This window comes from Micromonospora sp. NBC_01405 (assembly GCF_045040155.1).
Taxonomy (GTDB): domain Bacteria; phylum Actinomycetota; class Actinomycetes; order Mycobacteriales; family Micromonosporaceae; genus Micromonospora.
This window is the reverse complement of sequence record NZ_CP109532.1, coordinates 5,222,914-5,243,193: the sequence shown is the minus strand read 5'-3', so window position 1 is coordinate 5,243,193 and position 20,280 is coordinate 5,222,914. Positions and strand designations below refer to the sequence as shown.

Here is a 20,280-nt window from a genome sequence, read left to right as displayed (position 1 = left end):
GAGGGATGAGTTTTTCCTGATCAGGTTCGGGGTCGCCCCTTCCCGGCTCGTTGTAGTTGGTGCGCGCAGCCGGCCCATCATGGCGCCCAACAAGCCGGACATCCATGAACAACAATAGAGGCTCGTTGGTCATCGACCGGCGTCAGGCCCGCGAAGAATCAGGGTTGAATCTGGCCGTCGGCGAAGTGGTCAGCTCGTTGCACGGCCGGTGCCGGGCGATCGAGTTCAAGAAGTTCCTGATCACCCTTGACCGTGAGGCCCCCGCCGACCTGGACGCTGGGCAACGCCTCCACCCACAAACCCCGGCAATCAAACGATGGTTGGCCGCACACCCGCGCTTCGTCCTGCGCTTCACCCCGACCAGCGGCTTTTGACTCAACCTCGTCGAACGCTGGTTCGGCGCACTGACCACCAAGAAACCGCAACGCGGCGCCCACCGCTCGGTTCGTGCCCTCACCAACGACATCCGAGAGTGGATCGGGACCTGGAACAACGATCCCAAGCCCTCCGTGTGGACCAAACCCGCCGACCAGATCGTCGAGTTCGTCGGGTGCTGTTGCGTCCGTGTGAACGGCTCATGCCACTAGAAGTGGCACGAGATGTCCAAGCTTTCCCGCCCGACCAACTGCTTCCACATGACCGCGAGTTCGATGCGCGACTTGGCGCCCACCTTCTGGAAGATCTTGCGGAGGTGGAAGGCGACGGTGTGGCGAGACAGGAACATCTTGCCGGCGACCTCGGCGTTCGTGAGTCCTCCCGCCACCAGCTCGGCCACCGCGTATTCGGTGTCGGTCAGCGCGGGGATCCGGCTGCTGGGCCAGAACCTCGCCGCGGCCTTGGACGTGTCGTGGCGCCGCAACTTGCTGCGGACCCGAGACGAGTCGCGCGGGGAGCCCGCGTCCGCGTAGGAGCGCATGGCCGTCTCGTAGTGCGTGCATACCTGCCGGAACTCTTCGGAGCTCTCGGACAGGAGATCGCCGATGTCCTCGTTCACCGAGGCTCGGGTCCACGTGTCGCAGCCGGAGGCGACGGCCTGTTGAAGCAGGTTGACGTCCTTCTCGAGCAGCGCATCGAGGTGCAGGGCGGCGGCCTCGATGGCGTGGATGTCCGGGTTCTCCGCAGCGAGCGCCGCCGCGCAACGCCGGACGCGCTGGGCGGTTTCCCGGTCACCCGCCCGCAGCAGGATACGCACGACGAACGACGCCGCCGTAGGCTCGGACAGCAGGAAACCCCGCGTCGACGCTTCGGATTCCAGGAGCGCGCGGGCGAGCGGTACGGCGACCTCCCAGCCCTTCTCCGCCTCGATGATCTGAACGACGAGCCATGCGGGCGAAGCCCAGGGAAAGGGATCCCGACCGAAAAGCACGTCCTCTTTGAGCTGATTGGCATGATGGATCATCGTGGCGAGTTCGCCACGCCGCATCGCGGTGATCGCGCGAACCATATTCCCGATCGGAGCCCACGACGCGTAACGCGGGTCGCTCGCCACGAGCATTCCCGTGCCGCACAGGTTCCCGGCCTCATCGATGCGGCCGTCACAGAGTGCAATCTTGGCCTTGACCAGTGCCGTCACCGCGTTGATCGCAGGATCATCGACCGCCGCCGTGGCCTGGCGCACCGCCTGCCGGGCCTCATCGATACGCCGCAAGTTGGTCAGCAACAGCGCGAGTTGCAGACTCGCCAACGCCGTGCAGCACTCGCTGCCCCGTCGGCACCTCGCCGTCGCCGCCGCCTCAGCCAAAGAGATGGCCGAGACGACGTCACCCTCAAGCCAGACCGAACCAGCTGTATGCAGAATCTCAAGATTGATGCAATTGTGAGTTGAGAGACCTGACGCAGTTAGACCCATAATGCCCAATCGAACTCCCCGAAGTCTTCAAGCACATTTTGAGACATCATGCGCGACCCGATTCCCGAATTGCCTCCACAGCTCAAAGATCAATACCATGGGAGATAGTGATCACCGCATAACGATGACCGCCCCCACAGTCATGGACGGTCACGTCCGCGCTGGTGGTGTAGGAGACGGCCATCGCGGGATCCGGTTTGATGCTATGCGGCGATCGGGGCCGGGTCGGTGTGCTCGACGTCGTGTTGGTCTGGTTCGACGGTGACGAGGCGGGCTTTGGCGAGGATTTCCAGGCCCATGTAGCGGCGGCCTTCGGTCCATTCGTCGGTCTGTTCGGCGAGGACGGCGCCGACGAGTCGGATGATCGCCGCCCGGTTGGGGAAGATTCCGACGACGTCGGTGCGGCGGCGGATCTCCTTGTTCAGCCGTTCCTGCGGATTATTCGACCAGATCTGACGCCAGATCTCACGGGGGAACCCGGTGAAGGCCAGGAGGTCCTCTCGGGCGTCGGCGAGGTGGTCGGCGGCGGCCGGGAACCTCGCCTCGATCGTGGTCACGACTCGGTCGAACTGGGCTCGGACCGCATCAGCGTCGGGCTGGTCGAAGATCGTCCGGACAAGGGTGGCGATCCATGGCTGTGCCGATTTCGGGACCTTCGTGAGCAGGTTACGCAGGTAGTGGGTTCGGCAGCGCTGCCAGGCGGCGCCGGGCAGGGCGGCGCCGATCGCGCCGACGAGACCGCGGTGGGCATCGGAGATGACGAGCTGGACGCCGGTCAGGCCACGGGCGGTCAGGCTGCGTAGGAACGCCAGCCAGCCCGCGCCGTCCTCGTCGGAGGCGACGTCCAAGCCGAGGACTTCACGTTGACCGTCGGCGTTGACCCCGACCGCGACCAGGGCGTGGACGTTGACCGTCCGTCCGGCTTCGCGGACCTTCATCGTCAACGCGTCCATCCACACAAACGGATAGTGCCCCGCGTCGAGAGGCCTGCTGCGGAACGCCTCAACCTGGACGTCCAGGTGTGTGGCCATCTCCGACACCTGCGACTTGGACAGCTGCCTGACGCCGAGCTGCTCGACCAGCTTCTCCACCCGGCGGGTCGACACCCCGAGCAGGTACGACGTCGCCACCACCGAGACCAAGGCCTGCTCGGCCCGCCGGCGATGGGTCAGCAACCAGTCCGGGAAGTACGAACCGCTACGCAGCTTCGGCACCGCCAGATCGATCGTGCCCGCGCGGGTGTCCCACTCTCGCACCCGGTAACCGTTACGCGAGTTGACGCGGTCCTCGCTGCGCTGCCCATACGACGCACCGCAGATCGCATCCGCCTCGGCGGACATCACCGCCTGCGCGAACGTCTTGATCATCGCCTGCAACAGATCCGGCGACGCGCCCGCGATCTGCTCGCACAGCAGGTCAACAGGGTTCACACTCTCAGATGCGGCCATCGCGCATCACTCTCCTTCACTCGGACTTTGCCGTCTCGAAGGATCGCGCGGTGGCCGTCTCTCATCTACGCAACACGCCCATCACGGGCAAGTCGTACACCACTTCCCTGGACGCAACCGTCATGGACGACGATACCGCGCGGCCCTGGCATGTCAAGGCGAACTTCGATTTGTATTGACGACGATGATTTTTGTCAGATCTGACGGGTATGGGCCGATCAGGTGGCGCAGTTGTTGGCGACGGGCGATGATCAAAGAACCGCCAAGTGGGCGAAGTTCGCAAATGAACGAAAGCTGACCGATATGGCGCGAATATCGGATTCTTGCAGACTTGATCCCGCGTGGGACACGGGATCGCGGCGAGACCGGAGCTGGACACTGTCAGACCGGGTAGTTGTCGTCGCCACCGAGGGGTTGCCACGATAGTGCACATGGCCAGCGCCATCCGCGCTCGCCACATCGAGAGGCGCCCGATGCCCGGGATACTGCTGCTGAACGGACCGGACCTCGGAATTCTCGCTGACCGGAACCCAGAGGACCACGGCAGGGACACGCGGGGCGACATCGTCGCGGCCGTGAACGTGATCGCCGTCCGGAGCGGGAGTGAGGCCGGCCCCATCCGGGCCAGGCACGCGCACCGCTTCTCCGCGGCCGGTGCGATCGTCGATCCGGGCGTACTGGTGATCAAGGGCCGGAGCCTGCGGGACGCCTGGGCGAGCGAGCAATTCCGTCACCGGTTCGCACCGGCCCCGCGTATCCGCTCGACGGTGGTGAGCATGCCTCCCGATTTCCGGAAAGCGAAGGAAAAATGGCGGGCTTCTGGTTCAAAGAACTTCTCCGTCTCTGGGCAGAGCATGCCGCACTGCTTTACCCGAATGCCCCGAACGAGGCGGCGCAATTCACCTGCTGCGCCATACCGGCCTGCTACCTGTTCGCTGTGCCGGCTCCCCCGGGCGTCGACGACCCGCATCGCCGGGTCCTTTTCTCTCCGCACATCGAGGTGGACAACGACGGTCTGTGGCTCCTCGACGACGCCGCCGAATAGCAGCGCGGACCGAGCCTCACACCGAAGCCTGAGCAATGCGGACGTCCGGGCTGGTTCCCCAGGGGCAGCCCGGACTGTGCCGTCGTTTCGCCGTCCGAACGCGGGCCCGTTCCGCCGGCTCGGCAAGTGGTGAACGTGATCGGCGTCCGGCTCGGGGGCCGGACGCCGATACCCGTTCCTGATCACGGGCGGTAGCGGAAGCAGATTCGGCCGCGCGCACCGTCCCGCATTATGGGCACACCACCGCTGGCTGGTTTCGGTCCAGGCTGTCCAACCCCCAGCCTGCACCGGATCTCGCCCGTCGAGATTGCAGGACGCGTCAGTCCTCTACATCGAGCAGAGCAGCGATCATGCTGCGTTACCTAGGGTCGACGGGAAATCGCCTCCGCCGCAGCCGTGCGAGCCATCATCGGGCCCCCGGTCACGGGGATGCCGTGACCGGGGATCCAGGATCAGCTACCGCGGATGGCGCCGACCGCCGCTGGGCTAGTTTCGGTACCGGAACACGATCCGGCCGCGCGTCAGGTCGTACGGCGTGAGCTCGACCAGCACCCGGTCTTCCAGATAGATCTTGATGAAGTTCTGGCGGATCTTACCGCTGATGTGCGTGAGTACCCGATAGCCGTTCTCGAGCTCCACGGTGAACATGCCGCTGCGTAGGCACTCGACGACCCGACCCTCGACCTCGACGCCTTTCCTGGTCCTCGTCATCGAACCAGCTCCAGGTTGCTGCTCACCGGCCGGACCCCGATACCCTCGAACAGCGCCGAGGCCGCCTGGTTGGACTCCTGGACCTCAGCCCAGGTCGCGGCGAACCCGGAGCGGTGCAGCGACTCCAGCGTATGGGCCAGCAGCGCCCGCGCGATGCCGCGGCGTTGCTCGCCGGCCCGGACCGCGACCAGCCCGATACGCGGCCGGTTCACCGTCACCACCCGGATCAGACCCAGGTAGCGGTCCGACGCCGCGGCCACGGCGTACATCGACGGGTCGCCGATGGTGTCACCTTCGGGCAGGGCAATCACCTCCGCGGGCATCGACTGCCACCCAACGCTCGCCTCAACCTCGTCACGGATCGCACGGTCCACCGCCCGCAACAGACCCTCGTCCGCCTGACCAGCGGGCACGATCGTCACGCCCGAAGGCGGTAAAACTCCTCCGAGCCCGGTGACCTGCGGGTCGGTCGGCACCGCGTACTCCCACTCACGACGCCGGACCGTGAAACCAGCCCGCCGCCAACAGGCCGTCAACCCGACGTCGGCTTCATCGACCACCGTGTACAGCGGCGCCGACAGCTCCGCCACCACCGCCTCGGCGAGCTGGTCAAAGGTGGCATCACGCCAAGCGTCAATGCTGACGAACAAGCGTCCATCAGACCGGCGCTCCGCATACGTGCGGCCAACCACCACATCGTCATGCAACGCATGCCACTGCCCATCCGCGACACGCGTGATCACCACCGCGTTATCACTCAGGCCAGATATCAAAGGCTTCATGTCCATCGGAGTCTCCTTCCAGGAGTGCCTCGATCTCAGGCGCTCCCGGCGACACCGAACGTCAGCCGCCGGACCGTGACGGACCAAGGGAGCACCCATAGGTGATTGTATTCACGGGTCTCACCTCCCTACAACGAATTCACGGTCAGCCACGACAATAGCAGCGCGTCGCAGCACCACGCAATCTCCCACATGCGGTGCCGACGGGATGCCCGCCCGGCCCGGCGATGCCAAGTCCAGCGATGGGCGTCGAGGCGTCTACCAAGCTGAGGGATGCCGGACCGGCACAGCCGCTTTTAACCTGCTGAATGCGGGCCGAGAGGGTTTCGCGGGTTCTCCCCACGCGTACGCACCGGAGCTGATCCGAGCTCCGGATCCGGTGTCTGCCCCGCCCGCGATCGGGGGCGGCCCCGGTGCCCGAGGGGGCCCGCTCTACGAAAGGACAGGGTTTCGCCCATGACCGACAAGTCGTTCAAGTTCTCCGTGATTTCGGAGCCAAAGGACGAGAAGCAGTGGCTAGGCGTGGCCAGGCAGGCCGAAGACCTCGGGTTCACCACCCTGCTCATGGCCGACGTCCTGACTGCTCCGGCGCCGTTCCCCGCCCTCGCCCTCGCGGCTGGGGCGACCACGACGCTGCGGGTGGGAACGTGGGTGCTCGCCGGCCCGCTGCGCTTGCCGCGCATGGCGGCATGGGAGTCCCACACGCTGTCGGCGCTGAGCGGCGGACGATTCGACCTCGGCATCGGGACGGGCCGGCCTTTCGTCCTCGAGGACGCGGATAAGCTGCTCGGCCTCCAGGCGCCGTCGGCCAAGGAACGCCTGGCGCAGGTGGAGAAGACGATCGACGAACTGCGCGCCCTCGACGGAGACGCGCACACCCCGGTACTCATCGCCGCCGGCGGTCCCAAGGCCCGTGCCCTGGCCGCCGCCAAGGCCGACCTGGTCACGCTCGCCGCGAGCCCGTTCACCACCCGGGAAGAGATGGCCGAGCGGGTCGCGGAGGTGCGCAAGCAGGCCGGGGACCGGGCCGAGAAGCTCGAGTTCATCTCCCCGATCTACGTCATCGGCGACGAGGCACCGCCTTGGGTTCCGCGTCTCCTGCGGACCGACATGAAGACGCTCATCGAGCACGACTCGCTGAACATCCTGCGCGGGAGCCCGCAGGAGATGGCCGACGAACTGCGGCGCCGCCGCGAGACCCTCGGCTTCTCCTCCTTCACCGTGAACGCTGTGTTCATGGAGAAGTTCGCCCCGGTGGTCGAGCTTCTCACCTAGTCACGCGGACTACCAGGGCTCTCGCCGGACCGCCGCGAGGGCGTCGGCGCGGCAGTCGTCGCCGGAGGGCCTTCGGCGGGAGCGTGGTGGACACCGGACGGGTTGCGGACGAACGACATCGGTCGGGATCAGGTCCGCGAGGACACCGGCGCTGTGGCCCGCGCCGGTGACAGAGCGCTGATCTCTCGAAAGGCAACACCTATGCATTCTCTGCAGTTCACCGCCGAGTCGTCGTCGAAGGGCATGGTGGAGCGCGACTTCGTCGTGGGCGAGGTGCCGGGCGTTCTCTGGTCGCCGGCCTCCGGCGCCGATCGGGCGCCGCTGGTGCTGATGGGCCACGGTGGGGGCAACCACAAGAGGCATCCGGCGATGGCGGGCCGGGCACAGAGATTCGTGGCTGATTGCGGCTTTCACGTCGCCGTCATCGACGCGCCCGGTCACGGCGACCGGCCGCGCACGGCGCACGACGAGCAGGAGGTCGCCGCGTTGGCGGCGGCGAGGGCGGCGGGTGAGCCGGAAGGCCCGGGTGCCCGGCGCTACAGCTCATATCTGGCGGAGCTGGCCGTGCCGGAGTGGCGGGCGACCCTGGACGCGCTTCAGGAGCTTGCGGAGATCGGCGCGGACGGGCCGGTGGGCTACTTCGGCATCAACCTGGGCACCGCGATCGGCGTGCCGCTGGTGGCTGTCGAGCCTAGGATCACGGCTGCGGTCTTCGGCCTGCACTGGCCCGATGACCTGGCGGAGAAGGCGAAGCAAATCACCGTCCCGATCGAGTTCGACCTGCAGTGGGACGACGAGGACATCCCGCGCGAGGCCGGCCTCGCGCTGTTCGACGCCTTCGCCGCGACGGAGAAGACGTTGCACGCCAACGCGGGCAAGCACCATGAAGTGCCCAGGTTCGAGGTCGACAGCGCGGCCCGGTTCTTCGCCCGGCATCTCGGCCGGGCGCGGACCTCACCGGCCTGAGGTGAGTGGCACCGGCGTCCGGTCTGCCCATCGGGCGCCACTACCGCGGCCCGGGTCAGGCAGCGTCATGGCTTACCGGTCGGTCGCCGTCCCTGCCGCTCTTTTCCTCCGCCGCCTCCTTCAGCACCGCTGGCCCGATTCGATGTCGATCCGGATCGCGACGCGGTCAGGCGGACCTGTTGATCACCGCGCCGCTGACTCGTTCCATCGGGCGTCGTCCTGCGGGCGGTCGCCGGCGGGTCCAGCCTGCGCCAGATCAGCTACACCCGAGCCTCCACGCCATCGTCGATGCCAAACCCGCTGCTAGGATGTGTGAACACCGCCAACCGTCAGGCCGGGGAAGCATGACTCTGAAGATCGGTTATAAGGCGTCGGCCGAGCAGTTCGGCCCGCGCGAGCTCGTCGAGTACGCGGTCAGCGCGGAAGGCCACGGCCTGGACAGCGTCTGGATCAGCGATCACCTGCAACCATGGCGGCACGACGGCGGACACGCGCCGTTCTCCCTGTCCTGGCTCAGCGCCGTCGGGGAACGCACCGAGCGGGTCCAACTCGGCACCAGCGTGCTGACCGCCACGTTCCGGTACAACCCGGCCGTGATAGCACACGCGTTCGCCACCCTCGGACTCCTGTACCCCGGCCGAGCCGCCCTCGGCATCGGCAGCGGCGAGGCCCTCAACGAGGTCGCGGTCGCACGCATCACCTGGCCCGACTTCAAGGAACGGTTCGCCCGCCTACGCGAGGCCGTGGACCTGATCCGCCAACTGTGGACCGAAGACCGCGTCACGTTCGAAGGGCAGTACTACCAGACCACCAACGTGTCCATCTACGACCGACCCGAAGTACCCGTCCCCATCTACATCGCCGCCGGCGGCCCCGTAATGGCCAAATACGTCGGCCGCAAAGGCGACGGCTTCATCTGCACCAGCGGCAAGGGCATGGAACTATACACCGAAAAACTCCTACCCGCCGTCAAAGCAGGCGCGGACCAGGAAAGCCGCAACCCCAACGCGATCGACAAAATGATCGAAATCAAGCTCTCCTACGACCCAGACCCGGCCCGGGCACTGGAAAACTGCCGCTTCTGGGCACCACTGTCACTCAGCCCCGAGCAGAAGGCCGGCTTCACCGACCCCGTCGAGATGGAAAAAGCCGCCAACGAACTACCCATCGAACAGGTCGCCAAGCGCTGGATCGTCGCCTCCACCCCAGACGAAGCAATCACCCAAATCAGACAGTACGTCGACGCCGGATTCAACCACCTGGTCTTCCACGGCCCCGGACACGACCAAGAACGATTCCTCAGCACCTTCGCCGAACAAGTCCTCCCCGGCCTACGCGACCTCGACTGACGAAACCCGCAACCACCCCACCCAACCGATCACCTCGACGGGCATAGGCACCGGCCCAAACCGTTACGATCGGGCCAAGGCGCTTAGAACTCGCTGACCGTGATCGCGGAGTGGGTTCGGCGCTGTGATCCGCAGGAGTTGGCCCCGTCTGGGCAACCCGTTCACCGACCGGTACCGGGTCTCGGACGAACGGACCCTTCGTGATGCCTACGGCAGGATCGATCCGGCCGTGCTGAGCACCGCCAGTACGGGCACCTGGCCGCGCACCCGATCCGGACCCACGGCGGTGACCCCGGATTGTGTGCCTGAGCGGGAACAGCGTCGCACTCACCGCGCCGGCACCACTTACCTGCCGCGCCGCCATCGCCCTGGACGGCAGGTGTCTACGCGCAGCGAGACGCCCCAACGGCAGCCGCGTGTTCATCCTCTCCGCCGTGCGTCACGTCGATACGGTCACCCTCGCCGCCCGCGGGATCGGCGCGAAGGCCAACGGGATCGTTGAGTTCGCGCCCTGCTGGACCAGATCGCCGACATCGATTTGACCGACGTGGTGATCACCGCCGACGCCATGCGCGCACAACACGCCCATGCTGCCTACCTCGTCGAGCACTTGGCCGCGGCCATCGTCGCCGTCCCGACTAAAGCGGGCGTTAGCGACCGTTTTACAGCGGCCCGGGCAGCGCTTCCGCCACGCCCGCCCGCCGAGCGGGCGCGGATATCACTCGACCGCCGGCAACGGCTCCGTGCCGGCCGTACGCATCTGAGCGGCTTTCCACCAGGCCGGATTGTCCCGGTACCAGTCGACCGTGTCCGCCAGCCCCTGCTCGAACTCCACCCGCGGCGCGTAGCCCAGCTCGTCGCGGATCTTGGTCTCGTCGATCGAGTAGCGCAGATCGTGCCCTTTGCGGTCCGGAACCCGGCGAACCATCGACCAGTCGGTGCCGGTCAGCTCCAGCAACCGCTCGGTGATCGCCAGGTTCGTCTGCTCGTTGCCCCCGCCGACGTTGTAGACCTCACCCGCCCGGCCTCGGGTGAGCACGAGCTGGATGGCCCGGCAATGGTCGTCGACGTGCAGCCACTCCCGGACGTTGCGGCCGTCGCCGTACAGCGGAACCGGCCTGCCCTCGATCAGGCTGGTGGCGAACAGCGGGATGAGCTTCTCCGGGTGCTGACGCGGGCCGAAGTTGTTGGAGCATCGGGTGATACACACCTCGAGGCGGTGCGTACGCCAGTACGCCCGAGCCATCAGGTCGGACGCCGCCTTGGACGCGGCATACGGGGAGTTGGGTAGCAGCGGCCACTCCTCGGTCCACGAGCCCTCGCTGATCGAGCCGTACACCTCGTCGGTCGACACGTGCACGACCCGGCCCACGCCGGCGCGACGGCACGCTTCGAGCACGCTCTGGGTGCCACAGACATTGGTCCGAACGAACTCCGACGCCGATGCGAGCGAGCGGTCGACATGTGTCTCAGCGGCGAAATGGACCACCGCGTCATGCCCCTGGAGAAGCTCTGCCAGCAGGGGGCTGTCGCAGATGTCGCCCTCCACGAACTGCAGCCGGGGGTGATGGGCCGGCAGATTGTCGCGGTTTCCGGCATAGGTCAGCTTGTCCACGACCGTTACCCGGGCATCCTCATACCCTGCGTCGTAGGCACCGTCGAGCAGCGAACGGACGTAGTGGGAGCCGATGAAGCCCGCACCTCCGGTGACTAGAATCCTCATCTCAGCACCCCATGACCAACCTGCATTGAAGTCCCTTTCTCCGCGTGGAGCCCCTGAATCGTCCATGGTGAGAGGCGAGGCACAGGGCCCTATTCCGTTCTACGTCGACTGAGCAATTTTGATCCTGCGTAGCGGTTCGCTTCGACGTGGTGCGGGACGAGGATGGCCTGCACGATCGCGGTGGCGCGGCGTGGGCGCAGCGCAGTTTGGCCAGGATCTTCCAGGTCCTTGAGCGGTGGCGATGGCGCGTTCGCCACGGGCGCGGATTCTCGCGTGCGCGCGGTTGACCGCCTTCTGTCGCCGTGACAGCTTCGGCCGGAAGCCGCGCCACTTGAACGGCGTGCGCCGGCTGCCCCGAGTGCCCTGGTAGCCCTTGTCGGCGAAGATCGTCACGTCCGCGCTGGTCAGCGCGTCGGTGATGCCGTGGATGCGGGCGGCGGTGAGGTCGTGCGCGGAGCCCGGCAGTGCCGGTGAGGCCCACACGAGCCGGCCGGCGGCGTCGACGATGACCTGCACGTTCACGCCATGCCTCTTGCGCTTGCCTGAGTAGTACGGCGTCACAGATCGGTGAGGCGTTCGACGACGGCCGAAGGGAGCGGCAGCAGGGCCATCTCCCGGGCCAGGGTGGCTGCCGTGTCGATGTGCTTCTCGTCCTCCAGGAGCCGGGCGCAGCTTTCCACCACAGCTCCCGGCGTGGTCTCCGGCGGGGACAGCATGAGACCGGCGCCCGACTCGGCGATCATCATGCCGTTGTCGAACTGGTCGTCGAACCACGGCAGGACCAGCTGAGGAAGCCCCGCCGCGACGGCGTTCAGGGCCGTGCCCTGCCCGCCGTGATGGATGATCGCCGCGCAGGAGGGCAGCACACTGCCGAGGGGAATGCGGCCGGCGTGCAGCACGGCGGGTGGCAGCCGGCGCCAGCGTGCGGCGATGTCGTCGTCGACGGCCACCACGAGTTCCACATCCAGCGCCGCCAGGTGGTCCAGCATGGTGAGCATGAAGTCGGAAGCATCGTTGCCCGCGGCCCGGGGCACGACGGTGCCGAGCGTCACGCAGATCCTCGGTCGGTCGGGGGTGCGGAACGCCCAGTCCGGTATGGGAGCCTCCCCGCTGGAGGCGATGTGACGCAGCCCCAGGTATTCGGACGCGTGCGGCAACCGGAGGCTGACCGGCCACGGGTTGAGAACCTGGTGCGGGGCAGGGATCCCGGCGAATCCCATGTCGTGCAGCTCGGCCGAGAACTCCTCCCTGCCGGCGTCCCGGTATTCGTGCAGTTGGGACACCGACCAGTGATACTGCACCCAGGGGATGCCCGCGGCCAAGGCGGCGAGCGGACCGGCGAACTCGGCGCGCTCGCTGACGACCAGTTGGGGGTGCCACGAGTCGACGAGGCTCCGGGTTCCCGCGTAGTTCTGCCGGGCGATGCGGGCGAATGTACGTCCGTGGGTGTGACGCCGGTCGATCGCCGCGTCCGGGTCCGAGGGCCGTCCGGTTCGGCCGATCTCCGTGAGATCCGCGGCCGGGCCGGTCGCCGCGACCGGCAGGCCCGAGCGCAGCGCGGGGTCCACGAAGTTGTCCGAGGTGCTGACGAGCACCTCATGACCCGCGATCCGGAACGCCCAGGCCAGCGGCACCAGCGGGAAGAAGTGCCCGGTGAGCGGCGTCGTGGTGAAAAGAACCCGCATGTCGTCGTCCTCCTCGGCGTCGATCGGCGATCAGGCGGAGACCTCGACGTGACTGTCGTCGCCGATCAACAGGCGGTGGGCCGCCGCGTCCTTGCGTGCGCGACGGACCTGCCCCCCTTTGCCGATGATCGAACCAGCGAGGGCGCTGACATCGAACACGGACGCGTCGTCCAGCAGAATGGAGTACTCGACGTCCGCCGCGCGTAACTGGCACCCTCGGCCGATGGAGGTGAACGGCCCTACCCGGCTGTCCTCGATGACGCTACCGCCGCCGATGATCGCCGGGCCGATGATCGTCGATCGCCGCACGACCGCCCCAGCTTCGACGATGACGGGACCGGAGATCTGCGACCGGTGGTCCACCAGCCCGTGAGTCGCGGGCGCGATGGCCTCCAGGAGAACGCGATTGCACTCCAGGAGGTCGCCCAGGGTGCCGGTGTCCGCCCAGTGACCGGGGAACAGCTGCGCGGTCACGCTGTGCCGGCGCTCGATCAGAAGCTGGATGGCGTCGGTGATCTCCAGCTCGCCACGTCCGCTCGGCTCGATGCTGCGGACCGCCTCGTGGATCTCCGGTGTGAAGAAGTAGGCTCCGGTCACCGCGAGGTCGCTGTTCGGGTGTGCCGGTTTCTCCTGCAGCCGCGTGACCCTGCCCGCGCCGTCCAGCTCGGCGATACCGTACTGCGACGGATTCGCGACCTTCGTCACGACCAGGTGCGCAGCCGGCCGGGTCCGCCGGAATTCGGAAGCCGCGGAGCCGATGCCGCCGACGAAGATGTTGTCACCGAGGTACATCACGAAGTCGTCGGCGTCGAGGAAATCCCGGGCGATGAGCACGCAATGCGCCAATCCGCGCGGCTCGCTCTGCACGATGTACTCGACGGAGATACCCAGGTAAGACGCGTTACCGACGACCTCGGCTATCGCTTTACCCGAGTCGCCGACGACGATGCCGACATCAGTGATGCCAGCCGCGGTGATCGCCTCGAGGGCATGCAGGAGAACGGGCTTGCCTGCCACCGGCACCAGCTGTTTAGGACTGTTGTGAGTAAACGGACGCAACCGGGTGCCAGCGCCGCCGGACAACACGAGAGCCTTCACCATGACCTCTCAGACCAACTCTTCGAGCGTTTTGACCACCTCGGACGGGGAAGGTGCCGCGAGCATCTCCTGGCGTAGCGACTCGGCCGACTTCCTCATCGTCGTGTCCGACAGGGCGCGGGTCAGTGCGGCGCTGAGGTAAGCCGTGTCGGCAGCCGCCAGCGGCACGTGCACTCCGGCCCCTGAGTCGGCCACGAGCTGGGCGATCTCGGCGCGGTCCATGGAGATCGGGACAATCACCTGAGGCACACCGGCGGACGCCGCGGTCAGCATCGTTCCCCGAGCTGCCGTGGTGCACAATCGCGTCGCACGTCGGCGGCGGCGTGTGCAACGGCAGCCCGACCTTGATCCGGACGTTCGGTGAGGTCGCCGTCACGGGCTCCCGGTCGGCGGCGCTCACGGCGACCACCACCTCGGCGTCGATCCCCTCCAACGCGGTCAGGATCTCCGGTACCAGGAAATTGCGGCTCCCCACCATTTCGGTGTGCGTGGCTCCCCAGGTCATTTTCTCTGTGCAGGGTAATGGGTATGCACCGTTCTGCCCATTCGGTGAACAGACAGGCGGAGGTATCTGCCAACCGATCTGTTCCGCAGCGGCGGAGACGTGTGCCTCATTGCCCGCTGCGGCAGCGACCAGACGCTCAACGGCCTTGAAGTGCTCGGAGTTCATTACGACGCCTTTTCGGTGGGCAGCGGTAGCTCCGGTAAGGACGGGAGGTCATGTCAAGCCGGATCCCGGGACCGCATCAACAGAACTCGGGAAGCCGGGCCGCGACTTCCGTGGGGCTTGGCATGGCGGCGATCTCCTCGGCGATGGCCTTGGCCGCCTGTCTGGCATCGGGATCGGTCAGCAGTCCGCCCGCTGCCTCGGCGACGGCTGCGGCGGAGACGACACCAGTGCGGCGAAGGTCTTCCCCCCGTTCAACTCCCTCGGGCAGTAACCGCCTCCCGGCGCCGGCGGCGGACACCGCGCCGGCGTTGAGGAACCCGTCGAACCCGACGGGCAGGAACAGCTGTGGTACCCCGGCACCGGCCGCGCCGAGGGTGGCCCCGGAGCCGCCGTGGTGCACGGCGAGATCGACCAGCGGTAGCAGTTCCGCCTGCGGCAACCAGCGCTCGAGGTGCACGTTACCGGGCAGCACACCGAATTCGGCTACCGAAATGTTCGGCCCGGCTGCCACCACCACCTCGACGTCCAATGCCGACAACCCATCGATACCAGCGCGCAGGGCAGGGGCAGTGCCGACCACGGTACCCAGCGTCAGGTAGACCAGCGGTCGTTTCCGCTCGGCCAGGACGATCTGTGGTAGCTCGCCGGATTCGCTGAATGGCACCGGGCGCAGCGACATCCGTTCCGGATGATCCAAGAACGAGGTTTCCTGCAGCGAGGGCGGATAGATGTCCAGGTATCGGTCACCCAGGAGGTACTGCCCCTCAGGCAGCTCCACACCGATCTCGGCGGCGACCGTACGGAGGAGCTCCATGCCTCGCTGCTGCGACCGGTCTCCTCGGTCGACCGCCTCCGCTCGGGCGTGGGAATGGCATACGGCGGGAATGCCCAGACGGTGCGCCGCGAGCCCGGCTCCCGGGTTGCCCGCTTCGTACACCACCAGGTCGGGTCGCTCCGCCCGCAGCACGGGCAGCAGGTCGGCAGCAAACCTGCGGGGTATCAGTTCGCTGAACACCCGGACTGCGGGATCGAGCCATTCCTGCCATGTCGCTTCCCCGATCTTCCCGTCTGTTTCCGCGAAAACAGTGCCGAAGGCCTCCCGGATCGGCATTCCGACCGGCACAGTACGGAATCCAAGCCCTAGTAACAACGGGTGGAATCTGTCGCCAGTGGCATAAATGACGTCATGGCCGACCTTTCGGGCAGCGATGGCCAGCGGCAGCAACGGGTAGGCGTGACCATAACCTGAAAGACTGGAAAAAACAATCTTCATTTCCCGGTCTTGCCTCCCTGTCTGGGAAAATGGTGACAGTGGGTCGAGCGAGATAAAGCTCAGGATAACCAGCGGGTGACGCGGTCTCCATCCCTCACATTGACTGCACGTGGTTACCGCGAATGAGGCGGCCGGACATCTCCCGGGAAGGCCGAATCGCGTCAGGCCGCCGGGCGCAGCGGCCAGCGGCTGACTCGGGCGGGAAGGCGTTGCCGCACCAGTCCATGCGGTCCCATCGGCGGACGAGATCATCGAGCCCCTGGGACACCCGGCTGCGGGTCACCGAGCTGATCCGGCGGGCACCCGCCGCGCCGGCCGGCATGGCAACATTCCGCTCCAGGACACCAACGGCGCCGGCAGCGCGGTGGAAGACGGGGGCCCGGTGAGCGACTCGAGCGAGCGCGCGGTTCTGCGGGCCGTCGTGCTGATGCGCGACCATCTGGGTGAGCCGTTGACGATGGACGACCTGGCGCGCTCGGTGATGTTCAGCCGGTTCCACTTCACCCGGGTCTTTCAGCGAGTCACCGGCATGGCGCCGAGCCGATTTCTCTCGGCGATGCGCCTGCACCGCGCGAAACAGCTTCTGACCACGACGGAACTCACCATCGCGCACATCTGTGCCCATGTCGGCTACAGCAGCGTCGGCACCTTCAGCTCGCGGTTCTCGCGCCGGGTCGGCATGTCGCCCACCCGCTTCCGGAGCCTCGCCCAGCACGGCGCGATCGAGCCGGGCCGGGCGACCTCGCGGCCGTCGCAGGCCCGGATATCCGGCCAGGTGTGGACGCGCGACAACGTCCCGCGGCTCATCTATGTCGGCCTCTTCGCCGAGCGTGCTCAGCAGGGACGCCCGGCCCGTTGTACGGTGCCCGACGGCTCCGGCCGTTACGAGCTCGACGCCGTACCTGCGGGCACGTGGAGCCTCGTCGTCCAGGCTGTCCCGTCCAGCCAGGTCCGGTGCGACGGTTCCGCAGCCACGTACGTCTGCACCCGGAGCCCGATCACGGTGAGCCGGGGCATCGAGATCAAGACGGACCTGGAACTCAAGCCGGCCCGCGCTCTTGATCCGCCGCTGCACCGTGCCCTGGTGGAGGTTCGCAAGCATGCGCTCAGCGCCCTGACCGTCGAGCTCACGGGTTCCGAACCACCACCTGCCGCTCGTTGCTGAGGCCGGCTCGGCCGGCCGGCGAGGCCCGCCGGCCGGCCTGGCTCAGCCCGAGGGTCAGCCGATGCTGCGGGCGAAGCGGAAGAACCCGTGTGGATCGTAGGCCCGCTTGACGCGCACCAACCGGGGGTAGTTCTCGGCGTAGTAGGCGGTCCGCCAGTCCTTCAGCGCCGGGTCCATGTAGTTCTGGTAGCTCTCGCGCAGGGAATGCCGATCGAGCACCGCGAAGCCGTCCGCGAGCCAGCTCTCGCACGCCGCCGTGTCCTCGCCGGTGTAGGTGAGGTCGGGTAATTGCGCGGTGACGCCGGCCAGCATCTTGGTGGTCCGGTGCACATAGGCGGTGTCCGTGCGGGCCCGCTCGTTCGCGGCGCCCCCGAGGGCCTCGAAGTACAGCATGCGGTCCTGCCCGTTCCGGAAATGCGCCGGATCGGCCAGGACCGCCAGGAGGTCCTCGACGTCGGCGCCAGGCACCGCTGAGTCGAACATCCGGCACCGGGTGCGGTAGTAGTTGTAGCGAGGCTTCAGCGCCTCGGGATTGGTGCCGACCCGGTGGCACTGCGCGGTGGTGAGATCCGCGCAGCCATAGATCTGCATCATGAGGTCCTTAACCGCCTTCTCCGCGACCAACCGGTTGAGCGGCGCCACGCCGATCATTCCAACCAGTTCGTCGATGCGGTGGTTGAGATCCTCCATGGTGCCGTACCAGGCGCCCGTGACGACCACCATCGTGCCGGGTGAGGGCAGGTTCGTGGTGCGGGCCAGCAGGACCGAGGAAAGATCGTTGGGTGACGCCAGCACCCACTGCTGCCAGTTCTCGATCAGCGCGGCCGTGTCATTCCCCGACCACACCAGCCTGTAACCAACCAGGGTGTTGCGCCGCACCGGTTCAAGCGTGTAGCTGGTGACGACGCCGTAGTTGCCGCCGCCGTTGCCGCGCAGCGCCCAGTACAGATCGGGATTCTCCCGGGCCGAAGCCCGCACGATGCGCCGGTCCGCCAGCACCACGTCGGCCGAGACCAGCCGGTCGCAGGCCATGCCGTACTTACGAGTCTGGTGACCGATACCACCGCCCTGGATGTAACCGCCGGCGCCCACCGTGGGGCAGAGGCCACTGGCCAGGGCCAGCCCGTGCGGGGTCAGTGCGGCCAGTGCATCGACCTGCTGGGTGCCCGCGCCCATCGTGACGTGCGTTCCGTTGGTGGTGACCTGGTTCAGCCGGGAGACGTCCAGGATCATGCCGGTTGTCGTCGAATAGCCACCGAAGCTGTGCCCCCCGCTGCGGGGAACGGTGTGCACCGCGTTGTCCTGGGCGAACGCTATGACGGTCTGGACGTCCTTTGTGCTCTGGCAGTAGGCGACGGCCATGGGATTGATGTTGTCGAACTGGCCGAGTGACTGCTCGTGGGCCTGCCTGTAGCGCGAATCCGACGGCAGAATGAGGTCACCGTCGAGGTGACAGCTCAGCGAGTTCCAGTTGACCGTGCCGCGGCCGCGGCCGCGGCGGACGGTGCTGCCGGCGGCGGATCCGGTCGCCCCGGAGACGCCCGTCACCGCACCGACCGCCGACGCGGCGGTGAGGCTCAGGACAGCACGACGAGTGAAGTTTCCTGTCACAGCGATTCCCCCGAACGAGTAGAACGTTGCTGCGATTCTCATCGATCGCTGCGGGGCGCGCATCTTCCGGTGTGCCGTACTCACCGTCCTCGACCGGATTCCCAGACGGACACCAGCGGCGCGCGAGCGCGGCCCGCCACCCTGACCCCAGCGGCGCGAAAAGGGGTTGAGCATGCAGGTACGTGAGCCGGCGCCTTGGGTTCGCCCCCGATATCCACGCCGACGAGCGGGGCTTGTTCGTCGCGCCGCACTAACTTGATCTTTAACCCGTGCGGCACGGACGGGGGATTGACAGCCTTCGTATTTATTTGCGGATGGTGTCATGGCGTTCGTGGTGGCTGCGGTGTGGACGTCGTAGCGCGGGTTGGGGTGGTTGTTGCGGCGATCCGGTGGCCGCCCTGGTTCTGGCCGGGAGGATCTGGGTGCACCGGCGGGGCAGGTGGCTCTCGCCCGCAGGCGCCGAAACCCGCGGCGGACGCGGGCGGGTGACAGACGCTGTGGTGGTGTGGATGATCGAGGGCCGGCCGCCGCGGGCTGAGCGAAATGACAGGACTGGCGGCGGGACAACTCGCCGACCTCGTCGGGTCCGGGAGATCGTAGGCCTTGGGAGAACTCGCCAGTCGGCCGGCCACCGACGGCCCCGGCATGATCGGCGACGGCGGCTACCAGGGCACCGGCCCGCTCACCCCGCACAAGAAGCCACCCGGCGGGGAGCTGACCGCCAAGCAGAAGACGTACAACTACTCACTCGACCGGCTGCCCGCCCCGCAGCGGCGGGTGTAAGAAATAGCCATGAAATTCCGAGTACTCGGTCCGTTCGAGGGTTCGATGCAGGGCAAGCCGAGCACACCCAGCGCGACCCGGGTGCGCTGGACGCTTGCCCTGCTGCTGCTGCGGGCCAACCAGGTGGTCGATCGGGGCTGCATCATCCAGGAGCTGTGGGGGGAGAACCCACCGCGCAGCGCTGTGACCACGACGCAGACCTATATCTATAAGCTGCGCAAGAAGTACCAGCGGTTCGCCGACCGGCTCGGCGAGGGCGAGTTCATCGAGACCCGCCCGCCGGGTTACCTGTTGCGGTGCGACGAATCGGAGATCGACGCGTTCGCCTTCGAGCGGCTGAGCGCGGAAGGCACCGCCGCCTTCGCCGCGGGCGACGCGGAGCGGGCGGCCAGCCGCCTGAGGCAGGCGCTCGCGCTGTGGCGCGGCCCGGTGCTCGCCGACATCACCACCGGCCCGGTGCTGACCCCGTACATCCGGCAGCTCGAGGAGGTGCGCAGACGGACGATCCGCACCCGCATCCTGGCCGACCTGCGACTCGGCCGGCACCACGAGCTCATCCCCGAGCTGCGGTTCGCCGCGCTGGAGAATCCTTTCGACGAGTGGCTCCACGAGCAGCTGATGATCGTCCTGAGCGAGGCGGGCCGGCGTGCGGAAGCCCTGGACGCCTACCGCGAGCTGCAGCGCACGTTGGACCAGAACCTGGGCATCGAACCGTCGCACACACTCCGGCAACTCCAGCACGACGTGCTCGTGGGCGCCGCGCGCCTCCCGGATCGGGCGGAGGAGGTGGCATGACCGACCGCACCGAGCGGCCCACGGCCGCGCCGGACAACGACACGGCAGGAGA

Annotated in this window: 19 protein-coding genes and 2 pseudogenes; 8 read left to right on the top strand and 13 right to left on the bottom strand. The window is 67.3% G+C overall.

The annotated features are described in order from the left end of the window. Positions 1–125: 125 nt before the first annotated feature. Positions 126–374 (top strand): hypothetical protein, encoded by a 249-nt coding sequence (locus OG559_RS22775; protein WP_405106736.1) that lies wholly within the window; start codon positions 126–128, stop codon positions 372–374. Between the two features lie 209 nt (positions 375–583). Here the strand turns inward: OG559_RS22775 and OG559_RS22770 are convergent, their stop codons facing one another. Together OG559_RS22770 and OG559_RS22765 are read right to left on the bottom strand one after the other, a co-directional pair. Continuing rightward, complete coding sequence (locus tag OG559_RS22770) at positions 584–1,684, bottom strand: LuxR C-terminal-related transcriptional regulator (RefSeq protein WP_405106734.1); 1,101 nt, start codon at positions 1,682–1,684, stop codon at positions 584–586. A gap of 368 nt (positions 1,685–2,052) precedes the next feature. Beyond that, positions 2,053–3,297 carry an IS256 family transposase gene (locus OG559_RS22765; protein ID WP_405106732.1) on the bottom strand — a complete coding sequence of 415 codons (1,245 nt, stop codon included), beginning with the start codon at positions 3,295–3,297 and terminating at the stop codon, positions 2,053–2,055. Between the two features lie 808 nt (positions 3,298–4,105). Here OG559_RS22765 and OG559_RS22760 point away from each other — a divergent pair. Then, a complete protein-coding gene (locus OG559_RS22760) occupies positions 4,106–4,342 on the top strand; it encodes a hypothetical protein (RefSeq protein WP_405106730.1) in 237 nt (78 codons plus the stop codon). Positions 4,343–4,828: 486 nt separating this feature from the next. Here OG559_RS22760 and infA read toward each other — a convergent pair whose 3' ends face one another. Both infA and OG559_RS22750 read right to left on the bottom strand, forming a co-directional pair. Then, positions 4,829–5,053 carry a translation initiation factor IF-1 gene (gene infA, locus OG559_RS22755; RefSeq protein WP_387026654.1) on the bottom strand — a complete coding sequence of 75 codons (225 nt, stop codon included), beginning with the start codon at positions 5,051–5,053 and terminating at the stop codon, positions 4,829–4,831. Further along, the gene (locus OG559_RS22750) at positions 5,050–5,841 is read right to left on the bottom strand and encodes a GNAT family N-acetyltransferase (RefSeq protein WP_405106728.1); all 792 of its coding nucleotides are present in this window, start codon (positions 5,839–5,841) and stop codon (positions 5,050–5,052) included. The genes infA and OG559_RS22750 overlap by 4 nt, the downstream gene beginning before the upstream one ends. A gap of 450 nt (positions 5,842–6,291) precedes the next feature. Here OG559_RS22750 and OG559_RS22745 point away from each other — a divergent pair, with 450 nt between their 5' ends. From OG559_RS22745 to fgd, 3 genes are all read left to right on the top strand, one after another. Beyond that, entirely contained in the window at positions 6,292–7,110 is an 819-nt protein-coding gene (locus OG559_RS22745; RefSeq protein WP_405106726.1) for an LLM class flavin-dependent oxidoreductase, read from the top strand. Positions 7,111–7,311: 201 nt separating this feature from the next. Next, positions 7,312–8,076 (top strand): alpha/beta hydrolase, encoded by a 765-nt coding sequence (locus OG559_RS22740; RefSeq protein ID WP_405106724.1) that lies wholly within the window; start codon positions 7,312–7,314, stop codon positions 8,074–8,076. 344 nt (positions 8,077–8,420) lie between these two features. Beyond that, a complete protein-coding gene (gene fgd, locus OG559_RS22735) occupies positions 8,421–9,425 on the top strand; it encodes a glucose-6-phosphate dehydrogenase (coenzyme-F420) (protein WP_405106722.1) in 1,005 nt (334 codons plus the stop codon). A 439-nt stretch (positions 9,426–9,864) separates the two neighbouring features. Here the strand turns inward: fgd and OG559_RS22730 are convergent, their stop codons facing one another. The 8 genes and pseudogenes from OG559_RS22730 to OG559_RS22695 all read right to left on the bottom strand — a co-directional run bounded on the left by OG559_RS22730 (position 9,865) and on the right by OG559_RS22695 (position 15,874). Further along, positions 9,865–10,035 carry a hypothetical protein gene (locus OG559_RS22730; protein ID WP_405106720.1) on the bottom strand — a complete coding sequence of 57 codons (171 nt, stop codon included), beginning with the start codon at positions 10,033–10,035 and terminating at the stop codon, positions 9,865–9,867. Between the two features lie 108 nt (positions 10,036–10,143). Then, positions 10,144–11,148: a dTDP-glucose 4,6-dehydratase gene (rfbB, locus tag OG559_RS22725; RefSeq protein ID WP_405106718.1), complete on the bottom strand. Its 1,005-nt coding sequence runs from the start codon at positions 11,146–11,148 to the stop codon at positions 10,144–10,146. Positions 11,149–11,237: 89 nt separating this feature from the next. Continuing rightward, a pseudogene (locus OG559_RS22720) lies at positions 11,238–11,703 on the bottom strand (transposase family protein); the annotation flags it as partial. Between the two features lie 2 nt (positions 11,704–11,705). Next, positions 11,706–12,833, bottom strand: coding sequence for a nucleotide disphospho-sugar-binding domain-containing protein (locus tag OG559_RS22715; protein ID WP_405106716.1), 1,128 nt, complete (start codon positions 12,831–12,833; stop codon positions 11,706–11,708). A gap of 30 nt (positions 12,834–12,863) precedes the next feature. Further along, entirely contained in the window at positions 12,864–13,931 is a 1,068-nt protein-coding gene (locus OG559_RS22710) for a glucose-1-phosphate thymidylyltransferase (protein ID WP_405116893.1), read from the bottom strand. A 9-nt stretch (positions 13,932–13,940) separates the two neighbouring features. Then, complete coding sequence (locus OG559_RS22705) at positions 13,941–14,204, bottom strand: glycosyltransferase (protein ID WP_405106714.1); 264 nt, start codon at positions 14,202–14,204, stop codon at positions 13,941–13,943. 22 nt (positions 14,205–14,226) lie between these two features. After that, positions 14,227–14,409: pseudogene (locus OG559_RS22700) on the bottom strand (hypothetical protein); the annotation flags it as partial. A 268-nt stretch (positions 14,410–14,677) separates the two neighbouring features. Continuing rightward, complete coding sequence (locus tag OG559_RS22695) at positions 14,678–15,874, bottom strand: glycosyltransferase (protein WP_405106712.1); 1,197 nt, start codon at positions 15,872–15,874, stop codon at positions 14,678–14,680. A gap of 382 nt (positions 15,875–16,256) precedes the next feature. Between OG559_RS22695 and OG559_RS22690 the strand changes: the two genes are divergently transcribed. Beyond that, positions 16,257–17,039: an AraC family transcriptional regulator gene (locus OG559_RS22690; protein ID WP_405106710.1), complete on the top strand. Its 783-nt coding sequence runs from the start codon at positions 16,257–16,259 to the stop codon at positions 17,037–17,039. A gap of 54 nt (positions 17,040–17,093) precedes the next feature. Here the strand turns inward: OG559_RS22690 and OG559_RS22685 are convergent, their stop codons facing one another. Further along, on the bottom strand, positions 17,094–18,650 hold the full coding sequence (locus OG559_RS22685) for an FAD-binding oxidoreductase (RefSeq protein WP_405106708.1): 1,557 nt from the start codon (positions 18,648–18,650) through the stop codon (positions 17,094–17,096). A 603-nt stretch (positions 18,651–19,253) separates the two neighbouring features. On the opposite strand from OG559_RS22685, the gene OG559_RS22680 reads away from it, so the two are divergent. Then, positions 19,254–19,433 carry a hypothetical protein gene (locus OG559_RS22680; protein WP_405106706.1) on the top strand — a complete coding sequence of 60 codons (180 nt, stop codon included), beginning with the start codon at positions 19,254–19,256 and terminating at the stop codon, positions 19,431–19,433. Between the two features lie 9 nt (positions 19,434–19,442). Then, positions 19,443–20,228, top strand: coding sequence for a BTAD domain-containing putative transcriptional regulator (locus tag OG559_RS22675; RefSeq protein ID WP_405106704.1), 786 nt, complete (start codon positions 19,443–19,445; stop codon positions 20,226–20,228). Positions 20,229–20,280 lie beyond the last annotated feature (52 nt).